The organism is Lentilactobacillus sp. SPB1-3 (genome assembly GCF_026913205.2).
GTDB lineage: Bacteria > Bacillota > Bacilli > Lactobacillales > Lactobacillaceae > Lentilactobacillus > Lentilactobacillus terminaliae.
On the sequence record NZ_CP168151.1, the window covers coordinates 523,774 to 541,323 of the forward strand.

9 protein-coding genes, 8 tRNA genes, 1 riboswitch and 1 other annotated feature are annotated in these 17,550 nt (G+C 39.4%); all 17 genes read left to right on the plus strand.

All coding sequences use genetic code 11. From position 1 onward, the window contains the following. Window positions 1-11: 11 nt before the first annotated feature. The 17 genes from O0236_RS02510 (at window position 12) to rpoC (ending at window position 17,543) form a co-directional block, all read left to right on the plus strand. Window positions 12-515: a GNAT family N-acetyltransferase gene (locus O0236_RS02510; RefSeq protein ID WP_268912610.1), complete on the plus strand. Its 504-nt coding sequence runs from the start codon at window positions 12-14 to the stop codon at window positions 513-515. 84 nt (window positions 516-599) lie between these two features. Further along, window positions 600-778, plus strand: a riboswitch (Lysine riboswitch). A gap of 93 nt (window positions 779-871) precedes the next feature. Next, window positions 872-2,347 (plus strand): amino acid permease, encoded by a 1,476-nt coding sequence (locus O0236_RS02515; protein ID WP_268912611.1) that lies wholly within the window; start codon window positions 872-874, stop codon window positions 2,345-2,347. A 136-nt stretch (window positions 2,348-2,483) separates the two neighbouring features. Beyond that, window positions 2,484-3,527: a tagatose 1,6-diphosphate aldolase gene (locus tag O0236_RS02520; protein WP_268912612.1), complete on the plus strand. Its 1,044-nt coding sequence runs from the start codon at window positions 2,484-2,486 to the stop codon at window positions 3,525-3,527. A gap of 84 nt (window positions 3,528-3,611) precedes the next feature. Continuing rightward, a complete protein-coding gene (locus O0236_RS02525) occupies window positions 3,612-4,250 on the plus strand; it encodes a deoxynucleoside kinase (protein ID WP_268912613.1) in 639 nt (212 codons plus the stop codon). Between the two features lie 39 nt (window positions 4,251-4,289). After that, window positions 4,290-4,483, plus strand: a binding site (T-box leader). A gap of 42 nt (window positions 4,484-4,525) precedes the next feature. Further along, window positions 4,526-5,815: a serine--tRNA ligase gene (gene serS, locus O0236_RS02530; RefSeq protein ID WP_268912614.1), complete on the plus strand. Its 1,290-nt coding sequence runs from the start codon at window positions 4,526-4,528 to the stop codon at window positions 5,813-5,815. Window positions 5,816-6,111: 296 nt separating this feature from the next. Then, window positions 6,112-6,184, plus strand: a tRNA-Val gene (locus O0236_RS02535). A 3-nt stretch (window positions 6,185-6,187) separates the two neighbouring features. Further along, window positions 6,188-6,260, plus strand: a tRNA-Lys gene (locus O0236_RS02540). A gap of 20 nt (window positions 6,261-6,280) precedes the next feature. Beyond that, window positions 6,281-6,362 (plus strand) — tRNA-Leu (locus O0236_RS02545). 17 nt (window positions 6,363-6,379) lie between these two features. After that, a tRNA-Thr gene (locus O0236_RS02550) sits at window positions 6,380-6,453 on the plus strand. A gap of 4 nt (window positions 6,454-6,457) precedes the next feature. After that, a tRNA-Gly gene (locus tag O0236_RS02555) sits at window positions 6,458-6,529 on the plus strand. A gap of 43 nt (window positions 6,530-6,572) precedes the next feature. Beyond that, window positions 6,573-6,646 (plus strand) — tRNA-Arg (locus O0236_RS02560). Window positions 6,647-6,674: 28 nt separating this feature from the next. Further along, window positions 6,675-6,748: transfer RNA gene (locus O0236_RS02565), tRNA-Pro, on the plus strand. Window positions 6,749-6,909: 161 nt separating this feature from the next. Then, a tRNA-Pro gene (locus O0236_RS02570) sits at window positions 6,910-6,983 on the plus strand. 85 nt (window positions 6,984-7,068) lie between these two features. Further along, window positions 7,069-7,536: a CtsR family transcriptional regulator gene (locus O0236_RS02575; RefSeq protein ID WP_268912615.1), complete on the plus strand. Its 468-nt coding sequence runs from the start codon at window positions 7,069-7,071 to the stop codon at window positions 7,534-7,536. A gap of 15 nt (window positions 7,537-7,551) precedes the next feature. Continuing rightward, a complete protein-coding gene (locus tag O0236_RS02580) occupies window positions 7,552-10,044 on the plus strand; it encodes an ATP-dependent Clp protease ATP-binding subunit (RefSeq protein ID WP_268912616.1) in 2,493 nt (830 codons plus the stop codon). A gap of 239 nt (window positions 10,045-10,283) precedes the next feature. Then, complete coding sequence (locus O0236_RS02585; RefSeq protein WP_268912617.1) at window positions 10,284-13,880, plus strand: DNA-directed RNA polymerase subunit beta; 3,597 nt, start codon at window positions 10,284-10,286, stop codon at window positions 13,878-13,880. 15 nt (window positions 13,881-13,895) lie between these two features. Further along, a complete protein-coding gene (rpoC, locus tag O0236_RS02590) occupies window positions 13,896-17,543 on the plus strand; it encodes a DNA-directed RNA polymerase subunit beta' (protein ID WP_268912618.1) in 3,648 nt (1,215 codons plus the stop codon). The last annotated feature ends 7 nt before the right edge of the window (window positions 17,544-17,550 follow it).

Sequence of the window (17,550 nt, forward strand, 5' to 3'; positions counted from 1 at the left end):
TGAGATCATCAATGGTTGCTGAATTTCAATTTAATAATCTTTTAGTCAGACCGATGCATGACAAGGATCAAGAGGCAGTGATAGCTTTGCGCAGTGAGAAAGAAATTATGGCAGGATTAGGTGAGTCCAGTGGACAGTACTCCCAAGCAGAATTTTTATTGGAGCTGGCTAATTCAGATGAGTATGTGATCACGTCATCAGCGCATGTGATTGGTGGAGTGATGTTAAATGAAATGGCTGCTAGTGATGGAGAAATTGACTTAACAGGTCGAGAATTCAGTTATTACTTGTCGCCTTTATATTGGGGACAAGGAATTATGACTAACGTCTTGAAGAAATTGATCGATTGGATTTTAGATGATGGGATCGACCATTTACAAGCTGAAGTATTTGTGAATAATCAGCGTTCGATGAACTTATTGAAACGGATTGGATTTACTAAAGATATAGAATTGTTTGATCCGATATCTCAAAAAAATAAGGCCATTTGGTCATTTTCAGCATTAAATGAGTAGATTCATTACTGAAAGCTTGATTAAATTTGTCAAAACTTGATTTAAGTAGTAGACTCATCCTTGTAATAAAATTTAATAATAAATATTCGAAGTAGAGGCGCGAACATTAAGAGTAACTTTCAGGAGCTGGAATAGAAGCGATGACTGAAAGTGAAAGGGATGTTCGCCGAAATTGATAATTGTCTTTCCATTTATCAATTGGGGCTTAACTCAATAAGTTAAGAACTGTCGTAGTTTTGATACTACGGGGTGCTATCAAGATGTTGAAATTAAGGGACCTTCTTCAATATTCTTGAGGAAGGTCTTTTTTGTACTTGAAACTCTATGATACTTTGAAGGATTGGGAGAGAGTTTTTATGAGTGATAATGCTAATGATCAGGTTCAACGGGGGTTAAAGTCACGACATGTGTCGATGATCGCTCTAGGAGGATGTATTGGAACTGGATTGTTTGTTGCCAGTGGTTCGGCAATTAGTGTTGCGGGGCCTGGAGGCGCATTGGTAGCCTACGGTTTGATGGGGATGATGGTTTATTTCCTAATGACTAGTCTGGGTGAAATGGCCACCAACATGCCGATTTCAGGTTCTTTTGCCGCTTATTCTGCCAAGTATGTTGATCCAGCATTGGGATTTGCCATGGGCTGGAATTATTGGTTTAACTGGGCAATTACTGTTGCAGTCGATGTTAGTACCGTAGCGTTAGTTATGAAGTTTTGGTTGCCAAATGTGCCTTCCTGGATTTGGAGTGGGGTAGCATTAGCGCTGATTTTCTTGATCAACGCAATGTCGGTTAAAACGTTTGGTGAAACTGAATTTTGGATGTCATTGATCAAAGTGGTCACGATTATTATCTTTTTGGTAATTGGATTATTAACTATTTTTGGTATTATGGGTGGCCATTTTATCGGCCTTAGAAACTTTTCAATTAAAGATGCCCCATTTGTTGGCGGAATTCCACCAATCATTTCCGTTTTCGTAGTTGCTGGTTTTTCATTTCAAGGAACTGAATTAGTTGGTATTACTGCTGGTGAATCACAAGATCCGTCACACAGTGTTCCTAAGGCCATCAATGAAGTTTTCTGGAGAATCATTTTGTTCTATATTTTAGCCATTGCTGTGATCGCTGCTATCTTGCCATACACTAGCCACTCACTATTAGGTTCTAGTGCTAGTGATATTGCCATCAGTCCATTTACGTTAGTATTTCAACGGGCTGGTTTAGCAGCAGCGGCCAGTGTCATGAATGCAGTTATCTTAACTTCCGTTATTTCTTCCGCTAATTCCGGAATGTATGCCTCAACTAGAATGCTCTACTCACTTTCAAATAGTGGTTATGCACCAAAAACTCTTGGTAAGACTGGTTCAAATGGTATTCCTTACAACGCTTTGTTGGTGACAACATTCGTTTCACTATTGACATTTGTTTCTAGTATTGCCGGACCACAAATTTACATGTGGTTAGTTGCCGCATCAGGATTAACTGGATTTATTGCTTGGTTTGGAATCGCGATTTCACATTATCGATTTAGACGAGCATTCATCAAGCAAGGACATGATTTATCTGAATTGAAGTATCATGCTAAGTGGTTCCCATTTGGTCCAGTACTATGTTTGATTTTGTGTTTATTAGTTATTATTGGTCAAAATCCACAAGCATTTGCTAACTTTGATTGGACGCAGATTTTGGTCACATATATGAGTGTTCCATTAGTGGTCATTCTATATTTGGTATACAAAATCAAGCATCACACGAAGCTTATTCCACTAGATAAGGTTGATGTTAGTCCATCACATGAAGAACAAAACCTTTCAGAATTAAACAATGAAAATTAATTAATTGTTAAAACTGGTCTATTCCATATTGGAATAGGCCTTTTTTAATTTATAGGTTGTTGTGATTGACGTTTGGAATCTCATTATGTATTATTAGTAACAATTGGTATATATAATAATGAAAGCGGGGATGTATATGAAAAAGTATATTTCAAAAGGTAAGTACGATCGCATGTTGAAACTTACCAACGATAATGGGGTAATTGATGCTCTGGCAATTGATCAACGAGGATCACTAGTTAAGGCAACACAAAAGGCCGCTGAAGAAGCAGGCAAAACATGGTCCATGGACATGGTCTATGATTTTAAGGAGATAGTTTCGAAATATCTAAGTCCTTTGAGTTCGGCAATTCTCTTGGATGAACAGATGGGCTTTAAGGGTATTCAAACCAAGTCAGCTGATACTGGTTTAATCATGTCTTATGAAAAAACTGGCTATGATGCAGACACTCCAGGTCGCCAACCAGCTTTGATACCAGAACAATCGGCTCAGATTATGATTGAAAAAGGTGCCGATGCTCTTAAGGTGTTGGTATATTACAATCCTAATGATCCTGATGAAGTCAATGACGCTAAGCGAGCATTTGCTGAACGGTATGGCACTGAAGCTATGGCTGCCGAAGTACCAACGTTCTTTGAAGTGGTTACTTATGATGACAGATTTGCACCAGACTCACTAGAATTCGCTAAGATCAAGCCTGAGTTGGTTATCAAATCTATCAAAGAATTTACACAAGATAAGTACCACATTGACGTTTTAAAAATGGAAGTTCCGTTCAATCCGAAGTACGTTAAGGAATGGAATTCAGACCTAACTGAAGCAGCTTATGCTGAAACTGAAGCCCAAGAATATTTAAAAACTATGGGTGAGGCTGCCACCAGACCATTTATTTTCTTGAGTGCTGGTGTCCCAATGGCAACATTCCAAAGAGAGCTCAAGCTTGCTGGCAAAGCTAACGTACCGTTCTCTGGTGTTTTAAGTGGTCGGGCAACTTGGATCGACGGAATTGAGATCTTTGTTAAAGAGGGTTCAGATGCCTTGATTGAATGGCTTAAGGATCAAGGAACTAAAAACATTACGGGATTAACTTCGATTCTTAACGAAACAGCTATCCCTTGGTATGAAGTATATGGTGGCAAAGACAATCTTGAGATAGTTGAATCTGAGGGCTTAAAATAAGTTACTACTAGATATTGATAACCACATTTGAAGATAGTACAATATATAGTGTTAATTAATAATATCAAATGAGGGGTACTAATAATGCTAGTATTAGCTGGAACCATCGGAGCAGGGAAGACATCTCTGACACAAATGTTGTCAGATCATCTCAGCACACCTGCTTATTACGAGTCTGTTGATAATAATAAAATCTTGCCACTGTTTTATGAGAATCCTAAGAAGTATGCATTCCTACTTCAAATCGATTTCTTAAATCGTCGTATGGATGACATTAAACAGGCTTGGAAGGTCGGTCAAAGTGTAATGGATCGTTCGATTTTCGAAGATTCATTACTATTTCATTTGAATGCAGACTTGGGTCGTTCAACTGATACTGAAGTACAAATTTATGATTCGTTGCTTCAAAATATGATGCAAGAAATGCCTAGTTCAGAGCATTCTAAAAATCCTGATTTATTGATTCATATCAACATTTCGTTTGACACCATGCTTGAAAGAATCAAGAAACGTGGCCGTCCATACGAACAAATCGATACTGATCCTAGCTTGTTTGAATACTATAAAGATTTGAATTCTAGATATTCTAGTTGGTATGATAGCTATGATAAATCACCAAAAATTCAAATTGATGGTGATCGTTACGACTTTGTCGAAAGTGAAAGCGATCGTAAACAAGTTATTAGTTTGATCGATGATAAAATCAATGAATTAGCCATTTAATGATTGCAGTCTAGTCTTTGATTGGTTATACTTTAGTCAATAAAAACGTTTCGTACCTTTAAGTAGATTTCAGAGAGACAATGGTTGGTGAGAATTGTCATCGAAAATTCCAGTACGAGTAAACGGGCAGGTAATGCTGCACGGTTGTATACCGTTACCATACTTAGAGTGTTTAGTCTTAATATGGACTAAAAACATGGGTGGCACCGCGAAAAGGATCCTTCGTCCCAATGACGAGGGGTCCTTTTTTATACTTTCGGAGGGATGGATATAATATGTTAGATATTAAGTTGATTAGAAAAGATCCACAATTTTTTAAAGATAAGTTGGCAACCAGAAACATCAAACCAGAAAAGATTGATGAGTTATTAACTTATGATGCCAAACGTAGAGAGTTGATCGTTCAGTCAGAATCACTCAAAGCTAAACGAAATGAAGTATCAGAACAAATTTCTCAACTTAAGAGAAATAAAGAAGATGCTTCATCTGCTATTAATGACATGAAAGAAGTTGGGGCTGAAATCAAGGGCCTCGATGAACAACTTCGTCAAATCGAAGCTGATCAAAATGATTTGATTGCGCACTTACCTAACGTGCCTGCTGATGATGTTCCAGTTAGTTTGACTGAAGAAGGTTCTGTGGAACTTAGAAAAGTTGGCGAAATTCCTAGCTATGATTTTGTGCCAAAAGAACATTTTGAAATTGGTGAAGATCTCGGCATTTTAGATTTCGAACGCGCAGCTAAGGTTTCTGGTAGTCGATTTGTATACTATGTTGGTGATGGTGCTTTACTTGAACGTGCCGTTTATAATTTCTTCCTTGATGAAAATACCAAGGCTGGATACCAAGAAATGCTAACACCATACATGGTTGGTGAAGATGCAATGTTTGGTACAGGTCAATTTCCAAAGTTTAAGGAAAATAAATCTGGTTACGAAACTATGGATGGTGATCGTGAGTACACACTTATTCCAACCGCTGAAGTTCCATTGGTTAATTACCATCGAGAAGAAGTTTTACCTGCTGATAAACTTCCTATGTCATTAACTGCATTGTCACCAGCATTCCGTTCTGAAGCTGGTAGTGCTGGTAAAGACACTAGAGGATTGATCAGACTTCATCAATTCAATAAGGTAGAAATGGTCAAGTTCACGAAACCAGAACAATCATGGGATGCTCTTGAAGATTTAACTCATCAAGCAGAATCGTTACTTCAAAAATTAGGCTTGGCATATCACGTAATCACGCTCACAACTAGTGATATGAGTTTCACTGCTGCCAAAACTAATGATTTGGAAGTTTGGTTCCCAGCCCAAAATCGTTACCGTGAAATCTCTAGTTGTTCAAATACAACGGATTTCCAAGCTCGTCGTGCACACATCCAATATCGAGATGAAGACGGCAAACTTCAATTTATTCACACTTTGAATGGATCTGGACTTGCAGTAGGACGCGCAGTTGCCGCTATTTTGGAAAACTATCAAAATGCTGACGGAACTGTCACAGTACCAGATGTCTTAGTTCCTTACATGCATGGAAAAACAAAAATTGAAAAGCAAAATTAAAGTATGCTAAAGCGTTGATCAATAAGGGGTTATCCGTTGTTGATCGGCGCTTTTTGTATGTCTAGGGAGGTTTTTAAACGGTGCCGAAGCATCAAAGAGTGAATAAAAAATCAAAAAAATTAAAAAAAGGCTTTCCTTAACTAGCAGGATACGCTATAATAATTCTTGTCGAAAAATTGGAATCGCGACTTGATAAATTGTTTTAAATTAGTTATTGACGCTGTTTACAAGCGATGATATAATTTAATAGTTGCGTTGATGAGATGTCTCTATCATCCATTTTTAAAACGTATCATGGAGGATTAGCTCAGCTGGGAGAGCATCTGCCTTACAAGCAGGAGGTCACAGGTTCGATCCCTGTATCCTCCATATGAGCCGTTAGCTCAGTTGGTAGAGCATCTGACTTTTAATCAGAGGGTCGGCAGTTCGAGACTGCCACGGCTCATTGCCGGTTTTTCGAAGTATGCGGGCGTGGCGGAACTGGCAGACGCGCTAGATTTAGGTTCTAGTGTCTATTGACGTGGGGGTTCGAATCCCTTCGCCCGCAGTTGTTCCATTTTTTATGCCGACTTAGCTCAGTTGGTTAGAGCGCTTCACTAGTAATGAAGAGGTCGGGCGTTCGAATCGTCTAGTCGGCATTTTGCGGAAGTAGTTCAGTGGTAGAACATCACCTTGCCATGGTGGGGGTCGCGGGTTCGAATCCCGTCTTCCGCTTCCGTCCTTCGACGGTAGCAACTTACATTTATATATTTATTTTGCACCCATAGCGCAACTGGATAGAGTGTCTGACTACGAATCAGAAGGTTGTAGGTTCGACTCCTACTGGGTGCATTTTTTATACCGTTTTTTAGGTATATTTCGGGAAGTAGCTCAGCTTGGTAGAGCACCTGGTTTGGGACCAGGGGGTCGCAGGTTCGAATCCTGTCTTCCCGATAGTGCATAAGTCAACCTGAACAGATTGAATTGATCTTGATGGTTGTTAATACGAACAGGACATGAGGCTTTAAGCCTTGTGTCCTGTTTCCTTTTTTGCTTAAATTAGAGATATATGATTGTGCTACTACAATAGGTAGTGATTAAATATTTTTAGTTTACGGGAAGTAGCTCAGCTTGGTAGAGCACTACGTTCGGGACGTAGGGGTCGCAAGTTCAAATCTTGTTTTCCCGATTTTTTAGTTTGAGAGATATTAATTGCAATTTGAATCTGAGTTTGTATAATAATAGTCAGTATTAGTCAAAGATTGGGTGATTATATGGCTGACGAAAACATTTCAGATTTGATTGAGAAGTATTTGAAAAAGATTCTAGCGGAAAATGAGACTGTAAAGATTCGTCGCTCGGAAATCGCCGGTTTATTTGACGTTGTACCTTCACAAATAAACTATGTGATTAATACACGATTTACTATTCAAAATGGTTATATCGTTGAGAGTAAACGTGGCGGTGGGGGTTACATTCGAATCGAAAAGGTTAATCTGCTAGATGACATTGATATTTTAGATTCATTAATTAACGCAATTGGCAACGGAATCTCTAAAAGAGATAGTGAAACGATCGTTTCCACGTTATATAATAATGAATTAATCAATCGTAAAGAGGCAACTATAATCCTCTCTGCGATCGATAAGAGTGCAATTGACTTGAACAATAGTGAATTAACGGATATACTTCGAGCCAATATAATGATTTCTATTTTAAATCGGCTCAAGTATGACCGCTAGAAAGCGAGGGTATTTATGGATAATTTATTCACACCAAGCGCAAAGAACGTTCTTTCTATAGCTCAACAGCAGGCAAAGCGTTTCAAACACCAAGCAATTGGAACGGAACACTTGCTATTAGGATTGTTAATGGAAACAAATGGGATTGCTTACAAGGCACTTTCTCAGTTTTCAGTGACATCTGAAGATATTGCTGAAGAAGTAGAACGATTTGCTGGATATGGTACTTTAAAGAATCTTGATTCGAATGATTATTTACCGTACTCTCCGAAGGCCAAAGAGGTTCTGGCTCAGGCCGGTGATTTTGCAAAAAGAAATGGCGTTCCGAAGGTTGGAACTGAACATATCTTACTAGCATTGTTGACAGATGAAGAAGCACTTTCTTCAAGAATTCTGACTAATCTGGGATTAGATTTAGCGCAAATTAGAAAAGTAACTTTACGTAAAATGGGAGTAAGTGGTAATTCGATGTCTCCTAACAATAAAAATAATCGTCGTCAAAATGGGCAATCTTCTAATAAACAAGATGGTTCTGCGACACCTACCATTGATTCATTAGCACGTGATTTAACTGAATTAGCACGTGAAGACAAGCTAGATCCTACAATTGGTAGAGATTTAGAAGTTAAGCGAGTTATTCAAATTCTTGCCCGTAGAACCAAAAATAATCCAGTGTTGATCGGTGAACCAGGAGTTGGTAAAACTGCGATTGCTGAAGGACTTGCTCAAAAAATTGTCAATGGTGAAGTGCCGTCTGATATGACAGACAAACGATTGATGATGTTAGACATGGGTTCTTTAGTGGCTGGAACTAAGTACCGTGGTGAGTTTGAAGATCGTTTAAAGAAAGTTATTGAAGAAATTTATCAAGATGGACAAATTATTTTATTCATCGATGAATTGCACACATTGATTGGTGCTGGTGGTGCTGAAGGTGCTATCGATGCATCTAATATTTTGAAACCTGCCTTGGCGCGTGGTGAACTACAATTGATCGGTGCCACGACGCTTGATGAGTATCAAAAGTATATTGAATCAGATTCAGCATTGGAACGTCGTTTCGCTAAAGTTAACGTCAACGAACCAACTGCTGATGAAACTTTGGAAATTATCAAGGGATTACGTCCTAAATACGAAGCTCACCACCAAGTTGAAATCACTGATGGTGCCTTGGAAGCAGCTGTATCACTTTCTAATCGGTACATCTCTGATCGATTCTTACCTGACAAAGCTATTGATTTAATGGATGAAGCAGCAGCCAAGGTTAGAATTGACAAGCTGGAGACTGGCAAGGTCAAAACTGATCATCAAAAAGTTTCAGAACTATATAGTGAATTAAATGAAGCTTTGTTGTCTCAGGACTATGAAGCAGCCGCTAAACTTAGAAAACAAGTTAACGACTTGGAAACTAAGTTAGCTCAAAGTTCAGATGCCAATGAAGACCATAATTACAAGGCTAAGGAAACTGCAGATGATGTCGCTGATGTTGTTTCTGAATGGACTGGAATTCCAGTCACTCAAATGACCCAAACTGAAGCGGATCGATTAGTTAACTTGGAAAGTGTATTGCATAAACGAGTTATTGGCCAAGAAGAAGCAGTTTCAGCGGTGTCACGTTCAATCAGACGTGCCCGCAGTGGCTTGAAGGATCCTAATCGTCCAATCGGCTCATTTATGTTCCTTGGACCTACTGGTGTCGGTAAAACGGAATTGGCTAAGGCGGTTGCTGAAGCTGTCTTTGGCTCCGAAGACGATATCATCCGGGTGGATATGAGTGAATTCATGGAGAAGTATTCAACTAGTCGTTTGATCGGTTCTGCACCAGGATATGTTGGCTATGACGAGGGTGGTCAATTGACTGAAAAGGTTCGTCAAAAACCATATTCCGTTGTCCTATTTGATGAAGTTGAAAAGGCGCATCCAGATGTATTTAACTTGTTATTACAAGTGCTCGATGATGGCTATTTATCAGATTCAAAGGGTCGTAAGATCGACTTTAGAAATACAGTTATCATTATGACTTCTAACCTAGGTGCAACAACTCTTCGCGACAAGAAGACTGTTGGTTTCGGTGCTGATGAAGCAACCGAAGATTACGAGGCAATGAAGTCAACTATCCAAGAAGCCCTTAAGCAAAACTTCAGACCTGAGTTTTTGAATCGAATTGACGAAACAGTTATCTTCCATTCATTAACTAAGGATGAACTTGCTAAGATTGTTACATTAATGACTAAGCCAGTTGTTAATCGGATTCATGAGCAGGGAATCGATATTAAGGTCACAAAGACTGCTATTAATATCATTGCCAAAAATGGTTATGATCCTGAGTATGGTGCTCGACCAATTAGAAGAGCTATCCAAACTCAACTCGAGGATAGTTTGAGTGCTAAATTATTAGCTAAAGAAATTGTTCCTGGAGATTCAGTTACTGTTGGTGGTCGAAATGATCAAATTACAATTTCAGTAAAGAAACCAGAACGAAAAGATTTAGTTAAAGGTAAAAAGTAGAATATTTTTCGAGGCAGGCAAATTATTGACATTGATTAAATAAGTTGTTATATTAATTGTTGTATTTGTTGTGAATCGAAATGGTCAGCGCGATCTATTGTCCGGGTTGACCTGCATAAAAACCAAAAGCAAGTCGTAGCTTGTTTTTGGATTTTTTTTGCTTAAAATCCGGAGATTTTGCTCAAAACAGCAAAATGTAATCAAACTGTAACATTTCGATTCGGGAATTTTTGTGAGAGGTGAAAAACTTGGCAGGACATTTAGTTAAATATGGAAAACACCGCACCCGTCGAAGTTATGCACGAATTAAAGAAGTGCTTGATTTACCTAATCTGATTGAAATCCAAAGCGATTCATATAATTGGTTTTTGGATGACGGATTAAGGGAAACATTTGACGGCATTATGCCAATTGACGATTTCCAAGGAAAGTTATCCTTAGAGTTTGTTGATTATCAACTTTTGGAACCAAAATATACCGTTGATGAGGCTCGCGAACATGAGGCCAACTATTCAGCTCCATTACACATTACTTTGAAATTGACTAACCACGAAACTGGCGAAATCAAGACTCAGGATGTGTTCTTTGGAGACTTCCCATTAATGACTAATCAAGGTACTTTTATCATTAATGGTGCAGAACGAGTTATTGTTTCACAATTAGTTCGTTCTCCTGGAGTTTACTACCACGAAGAAAACGATAAGAACGGTAAGGTTTCCTTCGGTACAACTATCATCCCTAACCGTGGTGCATGGTTGGAATTTGAAACTGATGCAAAGGGCGTTTCTTATGTACGAATCGACCGGACTCGTAAGATTCCGTTAACAGAATTAGTACGTGCCTTAGGTTTCGGAGCAGATTCAGAAATCAATGAGATCTTTGGTGATAACGATAGCCTGGAACTTACTCTTGAAAAAGATGTTCATAAAGATACTGACGATTCACGTGTTGAAGAGTCATTAAAGGACATATACGAGCGTTTACGGCCAGGTGAACCTAAGACTGCTGACTCATCAAGAAGTTTGTTAACTGCCCGTTTCTTTGATCCAAAGCGTTACGACATGGCACCAGTAGGTCGTTACAAAACTAATAAGAAACTAAGTTTGAAGACTCGTTTATTAGGTCTTACTCTTGCTGAAACATTAGCTGACCCAGATACTGGTGAAGTTATTGCACAAAAGGGAACTTTAATTACTAAAGATGTAATGAAGGACTTAACTCCTTACCTTGATAATAAAGATTTCAAGGCTTACACATTCAACCCTTCTGAAGAAGCTGTAGTTACTGAACCAATGACTGTTCAAATCATTAAGGTTCAATCTGAAAACGATCCTGAAAGAGTTGTTCCAGTTATTGGTAATGACAATATCAGCCTCGACTTCAAACACATTACTCCTGCTGACATTATCGCCTCAATGAACTACTTCTTTAACTTACAAGAAGGTATTGGTTCAACAGACGATATCGATCACTTGGGTAATCGTAGAATTCGTTCAGTTGGTGAATTATTACAAAACCAATTTAGAATTGGTCTTTCAAGAATGGAACGTGTTGTTCGTGAAAGAATGTCAATTCAAGATTCTGCAACTGTTACTCCACAACAATTGATCAACATTCGACCAGTTGTGGCTTCAATTAAAGAATTCTTTGGTTCATCACAACTTTCTCAATTCATGGATCAAACTAACCCACTGGGTGAATTGACTCATAAACGTCGTTTATCAGCCCTTGGACCTGGTGGTTTGACCCGTGATCGTGCCGGATATGAAGTTCGTGACGTTCACTATACCCACTATGGCCGTATGTGTCCTATCGAAACACCTGAAGGACCTAACATCGGTTTGATTAACAGTTTATCTAGTTATGCTCGAATCAACCGCTATGGTTTTATTGAAACTCCATACCGACGTGTTGACTGGACTACTCATAAGGTTACTGACCGAATTGACTATTTAACTGCTGATGAAGAAGATAACTTTGTAATCGCTCAGGCTAACTCACCATTGAATGACGATGGTTCATTCGTAAATGATGTTGTTATGGCTCGTTCACAATCAAACAATATCGAAACCAACATCGATAACATTGACTACATGGATGTTTCACCAAAGCAAGTAGTTGCCGTTGCCACTGCATGTATTCCTTTCTTGGAAAACGATGATTCTAACCGTGCCTTGATGGGTGCTAACATGCAACGACAGGCCGTTCCTTTGGTTGATCCTCATGCACCATTGATCGGTACTGGTATCGAATATAAAGCTGCCCATGATTCTGGGGTTGCATTGATCTGTAAGTATGATGGAACTGTTGAATACGTTGATTCTCGTGAAATCCGAGTTCGTCGCGAAGACGGTACCTTAGATAATTACAAATTAATGAAATTCCATCGTTCAAACGGTGGTAAGAACTACAACCAACGTCCAATCGTTAAGGTTGGCGACAAAGTTGATGCTGACGAAATCTTAGCTGATGGTCCATCAATGGAAGGCGGAGAGCTTGCTCTTGGCCAAAACCCAGTTGTTGCCTTCATGACTTGGCAAGGATATAACTTCGAAGATGCCATCGCTATTAACGAGCGATTGGTTAAGGACGATGTTTATACTTCTATTCATATTGAAGAATACGAATCAGAAACTCGGGATACTAAATTAGGACCTGAAGAAATGACTCGCGAATTGCCAAACGTTGGTGAAGATGCTCTTAAGAACCTTGATGAAAACGGTACTGTTATGATTGGTGCCGAAGTTCATGATGGTGACATCTTGGTTGGTAAGGTAACACCTAAGGGAGTTACAGAATTATCAGCTGAAGAAAGATTGCTACATGCCATCTTTGGTGAAAAATCACGTGAAGTTCGTGACACATCATTGAGAGTTCCTCATGGTGGTGGCGGTACAGTTCAAGACGTTAAAGTGTTTACTAGAGAAAATGGTGATGAATTGTCACCTGGTGTTAACAAGATGATTCGTGTTTACATCGCTCAAAAACGTAAACTTCAAGTTGGTGACAAGATGGCCGGTCGTCATGGTAACAAGGGTACTGTTTCAGTAGTTATCCCTGAAGAGGATATGCCTTACTTACCAGATGGAACACCAATTGACATCATGCTTAGTCCCATGGGTGTGCCTTCACGTATGAACATTGGTCAAGTGTTGGAAATCCATTTAGGAATGGCTGCTAAGAAATTAGGCATCCACATTGCTACACCTGTTTTTGATGGTGCCCGTGATAGTGATATTTGGGACGCTGTTAAAGAAGCTGGTATGGCTAGCGATGGTAAGACAATTGTTTATGATGGTCGAACTGGTGAACCATTCGACAAACGAATCGCCGTAGGGGTTATGCATTACATGAAACTTGCCCACATGGTTGATGATAAAATTCATGCACGTTCAATTGGACCTTACTCATTAGTTACTCAACAACCACTTGGTGGTAAAGCACAATTTGGTGGACAGCGTTTCGGTGAAATGGAAGTTTGGGCACTTGAAGCTTATGGTGCTGCTTACACATTGCAAGAAATCTTAACTTACAAGTCTGATGATGTTACTGGACGTGTAAAGACTTACGAAGCAATCGTTAAAGGCGAACCAATTCCTAAGCCAGGTGTTCCTGAATCATTCCGAGTTCTTGTTAAAGAACTTCAATCACTTGGACTTGATATGAAAGTGCTTGATAGTAGCAAGAAAGAAATTGAACTTCGTGACTTAGACGAAGAAGACGACGTTTTAAATGTTGACGCAATTAGCAAGATGGCTGAGCAAAAAGCTCAACAAGAAGCTGCTGCCAAGCCAGCATCACAAACTGAATCTACGCAAACGAACAACGAACAGTAATGGGAGGTTGAACTAGTGGTCGATGTTAACAAATTCGAAAGTATGCAGATTGGTCTAGCATCTCCTGATAAGATCCGTAGTTGGTCATATGGTGAAGTTAAGAAGCCAGAAACAATCAACTATCGGACTTTAAAGCCTGAAAAAGATGGGCTTTTTGATGAAAGAATTTTTGGACCTACCAAGGACTGGGAATGTGCTTGTGGTAAGTACAAGCGTATTCGTTACAAGGGAATTGTCTGTGACCGATGTGGTGTTGAAGTGACTCGTTCAAAAGTTCGTCGTGAACGAATGGGTCATATCGAATTAGCTGCACCAGTAACTCACATTTGGTACTTCAAAGGAATTCCTAGCCGAATGGGACTTGTACTTGATATGAGCCCTCGTGCCCTTGAAGAAATTATTTACTTTGCTTCATACGTTGTTACTGACTCAGGTAACACACCAATGGAAAACAAACAATTGCTTTCAGAACGTGAATACCGCGATAAGAAGCAAGAGTATGGTCCTCGTTTCGAGGCTCAAATTGGTGCCGAAGCAATTAAGACATTATTGAAGAATGTTGATGTTAAAAAAGAAGTTGAAGAACTTAAAGAAGAACTTAAAGATGCAACCGGTCAGAAACGAACTCGTGCTGTAAGACGTTTGGACATCTTGGAAGCTTTCGTTAATTCAAATAACGATCTTTCATGGATGGTAATGGATACAGTACCAGTTATTCCGCCTGACTTACGTCCAATGGTTCAACTTGAAGGTGGTCGGTTTGCTACTTCTGACTTGAACGATTTATATCGTCGAGTTATTAACCGTAACAACCGTCTTAAGAGATTACTTGATCTTAATGCTCCTGGAATTATCGTTCAAAACGAAAAGCGGATGTTACAAGAAGCCGTTGATGCTTTGATTGATAATGGTCGTCGTGGCCGTCCAGTTGCTGGTCCTGGTAACCGTCCACTTAAGTCACTTTCACACATGCTTAAAGGTAAGCAAGGACGTTTCCGTCAAAACTTACTTGGTAAGCGTGTTGACTATTCAGGTCGTTCAGTTATTGATGTTGGACCTAACTTGAAGATGAACCAAATGGGTCTTCCAGTGCCTATGGCTATGGAATTATTCAAACCTTTCATTATGAAAGAGTTGGTTGGTCGTAATTTAGCTTCTAACATTAAAAATGCCAAGCGAAAGATCGAACGTCAAGATGACGATGTATTTAGTGTCTTAGAGGACGTTATTAAAGAACATCCAGTTCTATTAAACCGGGCCCCTACACTTCACCGTTTAGGTATTCAAGCATTCGAACCAGTTCTAGTATCTGGTAAAGCAATGCGTTTGCATCCACTTGTGTGTGAAGCTTATAATGCCGATTTTGATGGTGACCAAATGGCCATTCACGTTCCTTTATCTGATGAAGCTCAAGCTGAATCTCGCTTGTTAATGCTTGCTGCTGGCCACATCCTTGCTCCTAATGATGGAAAACCAGTGGTTGTTCCTTCACAAGATATGGTTATCGGTAACTACTATCTTACGATGGAAGAAGTTAACAAGATTGGTGAGGGAATGATCTTTAATTCTCCTGCTGAAGCTGATTTAGCATTCAGAAATGGATTAGTTCATTGGCATACTAGAGTTGGTATCAAAGTTGCTGCTTACCCTAACAAGCCATTTACTGATGATCAAAAAGATAAGATTATGGTTACATCTGTTGGTAAGATTTTATTTAACCAAATCTTGCCAGAAGGTTTCCCATACTTGAATGAACCAACTGATACTAATATCAGTGGTTACATTGATGACAAGTATTTCTTGGAACCAGGCGAAGATATTCATGAGCATCTTAAGGATGCTGAAATAGTTCTTCCATTTAAGAAGGGCTTCCTAAGTGATGTTATCGCTGAAGTTTACAAGCAATACAAAGTTACCGAAACTTCACTTCTTCTTGATAGAATGAAGGACTTAGGTTACGATGACTCTACTAAATCAGGTCTTACTGTCGGAATCGTGGATGTTACTGAACTTCCCGACAAGCAAGAAATCATTGATGACGCACATAAGAAGGTTGGCATGGTTACTAAACAATTCCGTCGTGGATTGATTACTGACCAAGAACGTTATGAACGAGTAATTGGTATCTGGAATGATGCTAAGGATGACATTCAAGACCGTCTTATGAAGAACTTCGATCCACAAAACCCTATCTATATGATGAGTGATTCTGGAGCTCGTGGTAACGTTTCTAACTTTACTCAGCTTGCCGGAATGCGTGGATTGATGGCTGCTCCTAATGGTGAAATCATGGAATTACCTATCACTGCGAACTTCCGTGAGGGACTTTCTGTTTTGGAAATGTTCATTTCTACCCATGGTGCTCGTAAAGGTATGACTGATACGGCCCTTAAGACTGCCAACTCTGGTTACTTGACTCGTCGTCTAGTTGATGTGGCTCAAGACGTTATTGTTCGTGAAAAAGACTGTGGTACCGATCGTGGTCTTACTATCAGTGAAATTACTGATGGTAACGAATTAATTGAATCATTGTATGACCGAATCGTTGGTCGTTATGCATTGAAGTCTGTTAAGAACCCTAAGACAGGCGATGTAATCGTTCCTGCTGGTGTGATGATTGATGAAGCAATGGGACAAGCAATTGTCGATGCTGGAATCAAAGAAGTTACTATTCGTTCTGCATTTACTTGTAACACTGTTCATGGTGTCTGTGAGAAATGTTATGGTCGTAACATGGCTACTGGTGACGAGGTTGAAGTTGGTGAAGCAGTTGGTACTGTTGCTGCTCAATCAATCGGTGAACCTGGTACTCAATTAACCATGCGTAACTTCCATACCGGTGGTGTTGCTGGTAACGCTGATATTACCCAAGGACTTCCTCGAGTTCAAGAAATTGTTGAAGCTCGTAACCCTAAAGGTAAAGCAGAGATTACTGAAGTTACTGGTACAGTTGAGTCAATTGAAGAAAATCCTGCCGAAAGAACTAAAGAGATTACTATTAAGGGTGAATCTGATACCAGAACTTACACTGTTCCTATGACTGCTCGAATGAGAGTGGCCGAAGGTGATTACATTCACCGTGGTGCAGCACTTAATGAAGGTTCAATTGATCCTAAGGAACTTCTTAAAGTTCGGGACGTTCTTTCTACTGAAAACTACTTGCTCCATGAAGTTCAAAATGTCTACCGTAAACAAGGTGTGGAAGTTTCTGATAAGCATGTGGAAATCATGGTTAGACAGATGCTTCGTAAGGTTAGAATCATGGATCCTGGTGATACTGACGTTCTTCCTGGTACTTTGATGGACATTAATGACTTTAAGGAAAGCAACGCAGATGCAGTTATTTCTGGTGCAGTTCCAGCTACTGCTAGACCTGTTCTTCTTGGTATTACTAAGGCCGCTCTTGAAACTAATAGTTTCTTGTCAGCTGCTTCATTCCAGGAAACAACTAGAGTTCTTACTGATGCTGCTATTCGTGGTAAGAATGATCCACTTGTTGGACTTAAAGAAAATGTTATCATTGGTAAGCTAATTCCTGCCGGAACTGGTATGGGAGATTACCGTGGTATTAAACCTGAAGAAACTGGTGATTCATCAACTGATGGTGTTTATTCAATCAGTGAACTTGAAGAAAAAATGAAAGCCGAAGAACAAGGTAAGTAATTTATAA

Coding starts and splice junctions, on each gene's coding strand:
- O0236_RS02525 (WP_268912613.1), top strand. CDS start 3,612: ATGCTAGTATTAGCTGGAACCATCGGAGCAGGGAAGACATCTCTGACA.
- serS (WP_268912614.1), top strand. CDS start 4,526: ATGTTAGATATTAAGTTGATTAGAAAAGATCCACAATTTTTTAAAGAT.
- O0236_RS02520 (WP_268912612.1), top strand. CDS start 2,484: ATGAAAAAGTATATTTCAAAAGGTAAGTACGATCGCATGTTGAAACTT.
- O0236_RS02515 (WP_268912611.1), top strand. CDS start 872: ATGAGTGATAATGCTAATGATCAGGTTCAACGGGGGTTAAAGTCACGA.
- O0236_RS02510 (WP_268912610.1), top strand. CDS start 12: ATGGTTGCTGAATTTCAATTTAATAATCTTTTAGTCAGACCGATGCAT.
- O0236_RS02575 (WP_268912615.1), top strand. CDS start 7,069: ATGGCTGACGAAAACATTTCAGATTTGATTGAGAAGTATTTGAAAAAG.
- O0236_RS02580 (WP_268912616.1), top strand. CDS start 7,552: ATGGATAATTTATTCACACCAAGCGCAAAGAACGTTCTTTCTATAGCT.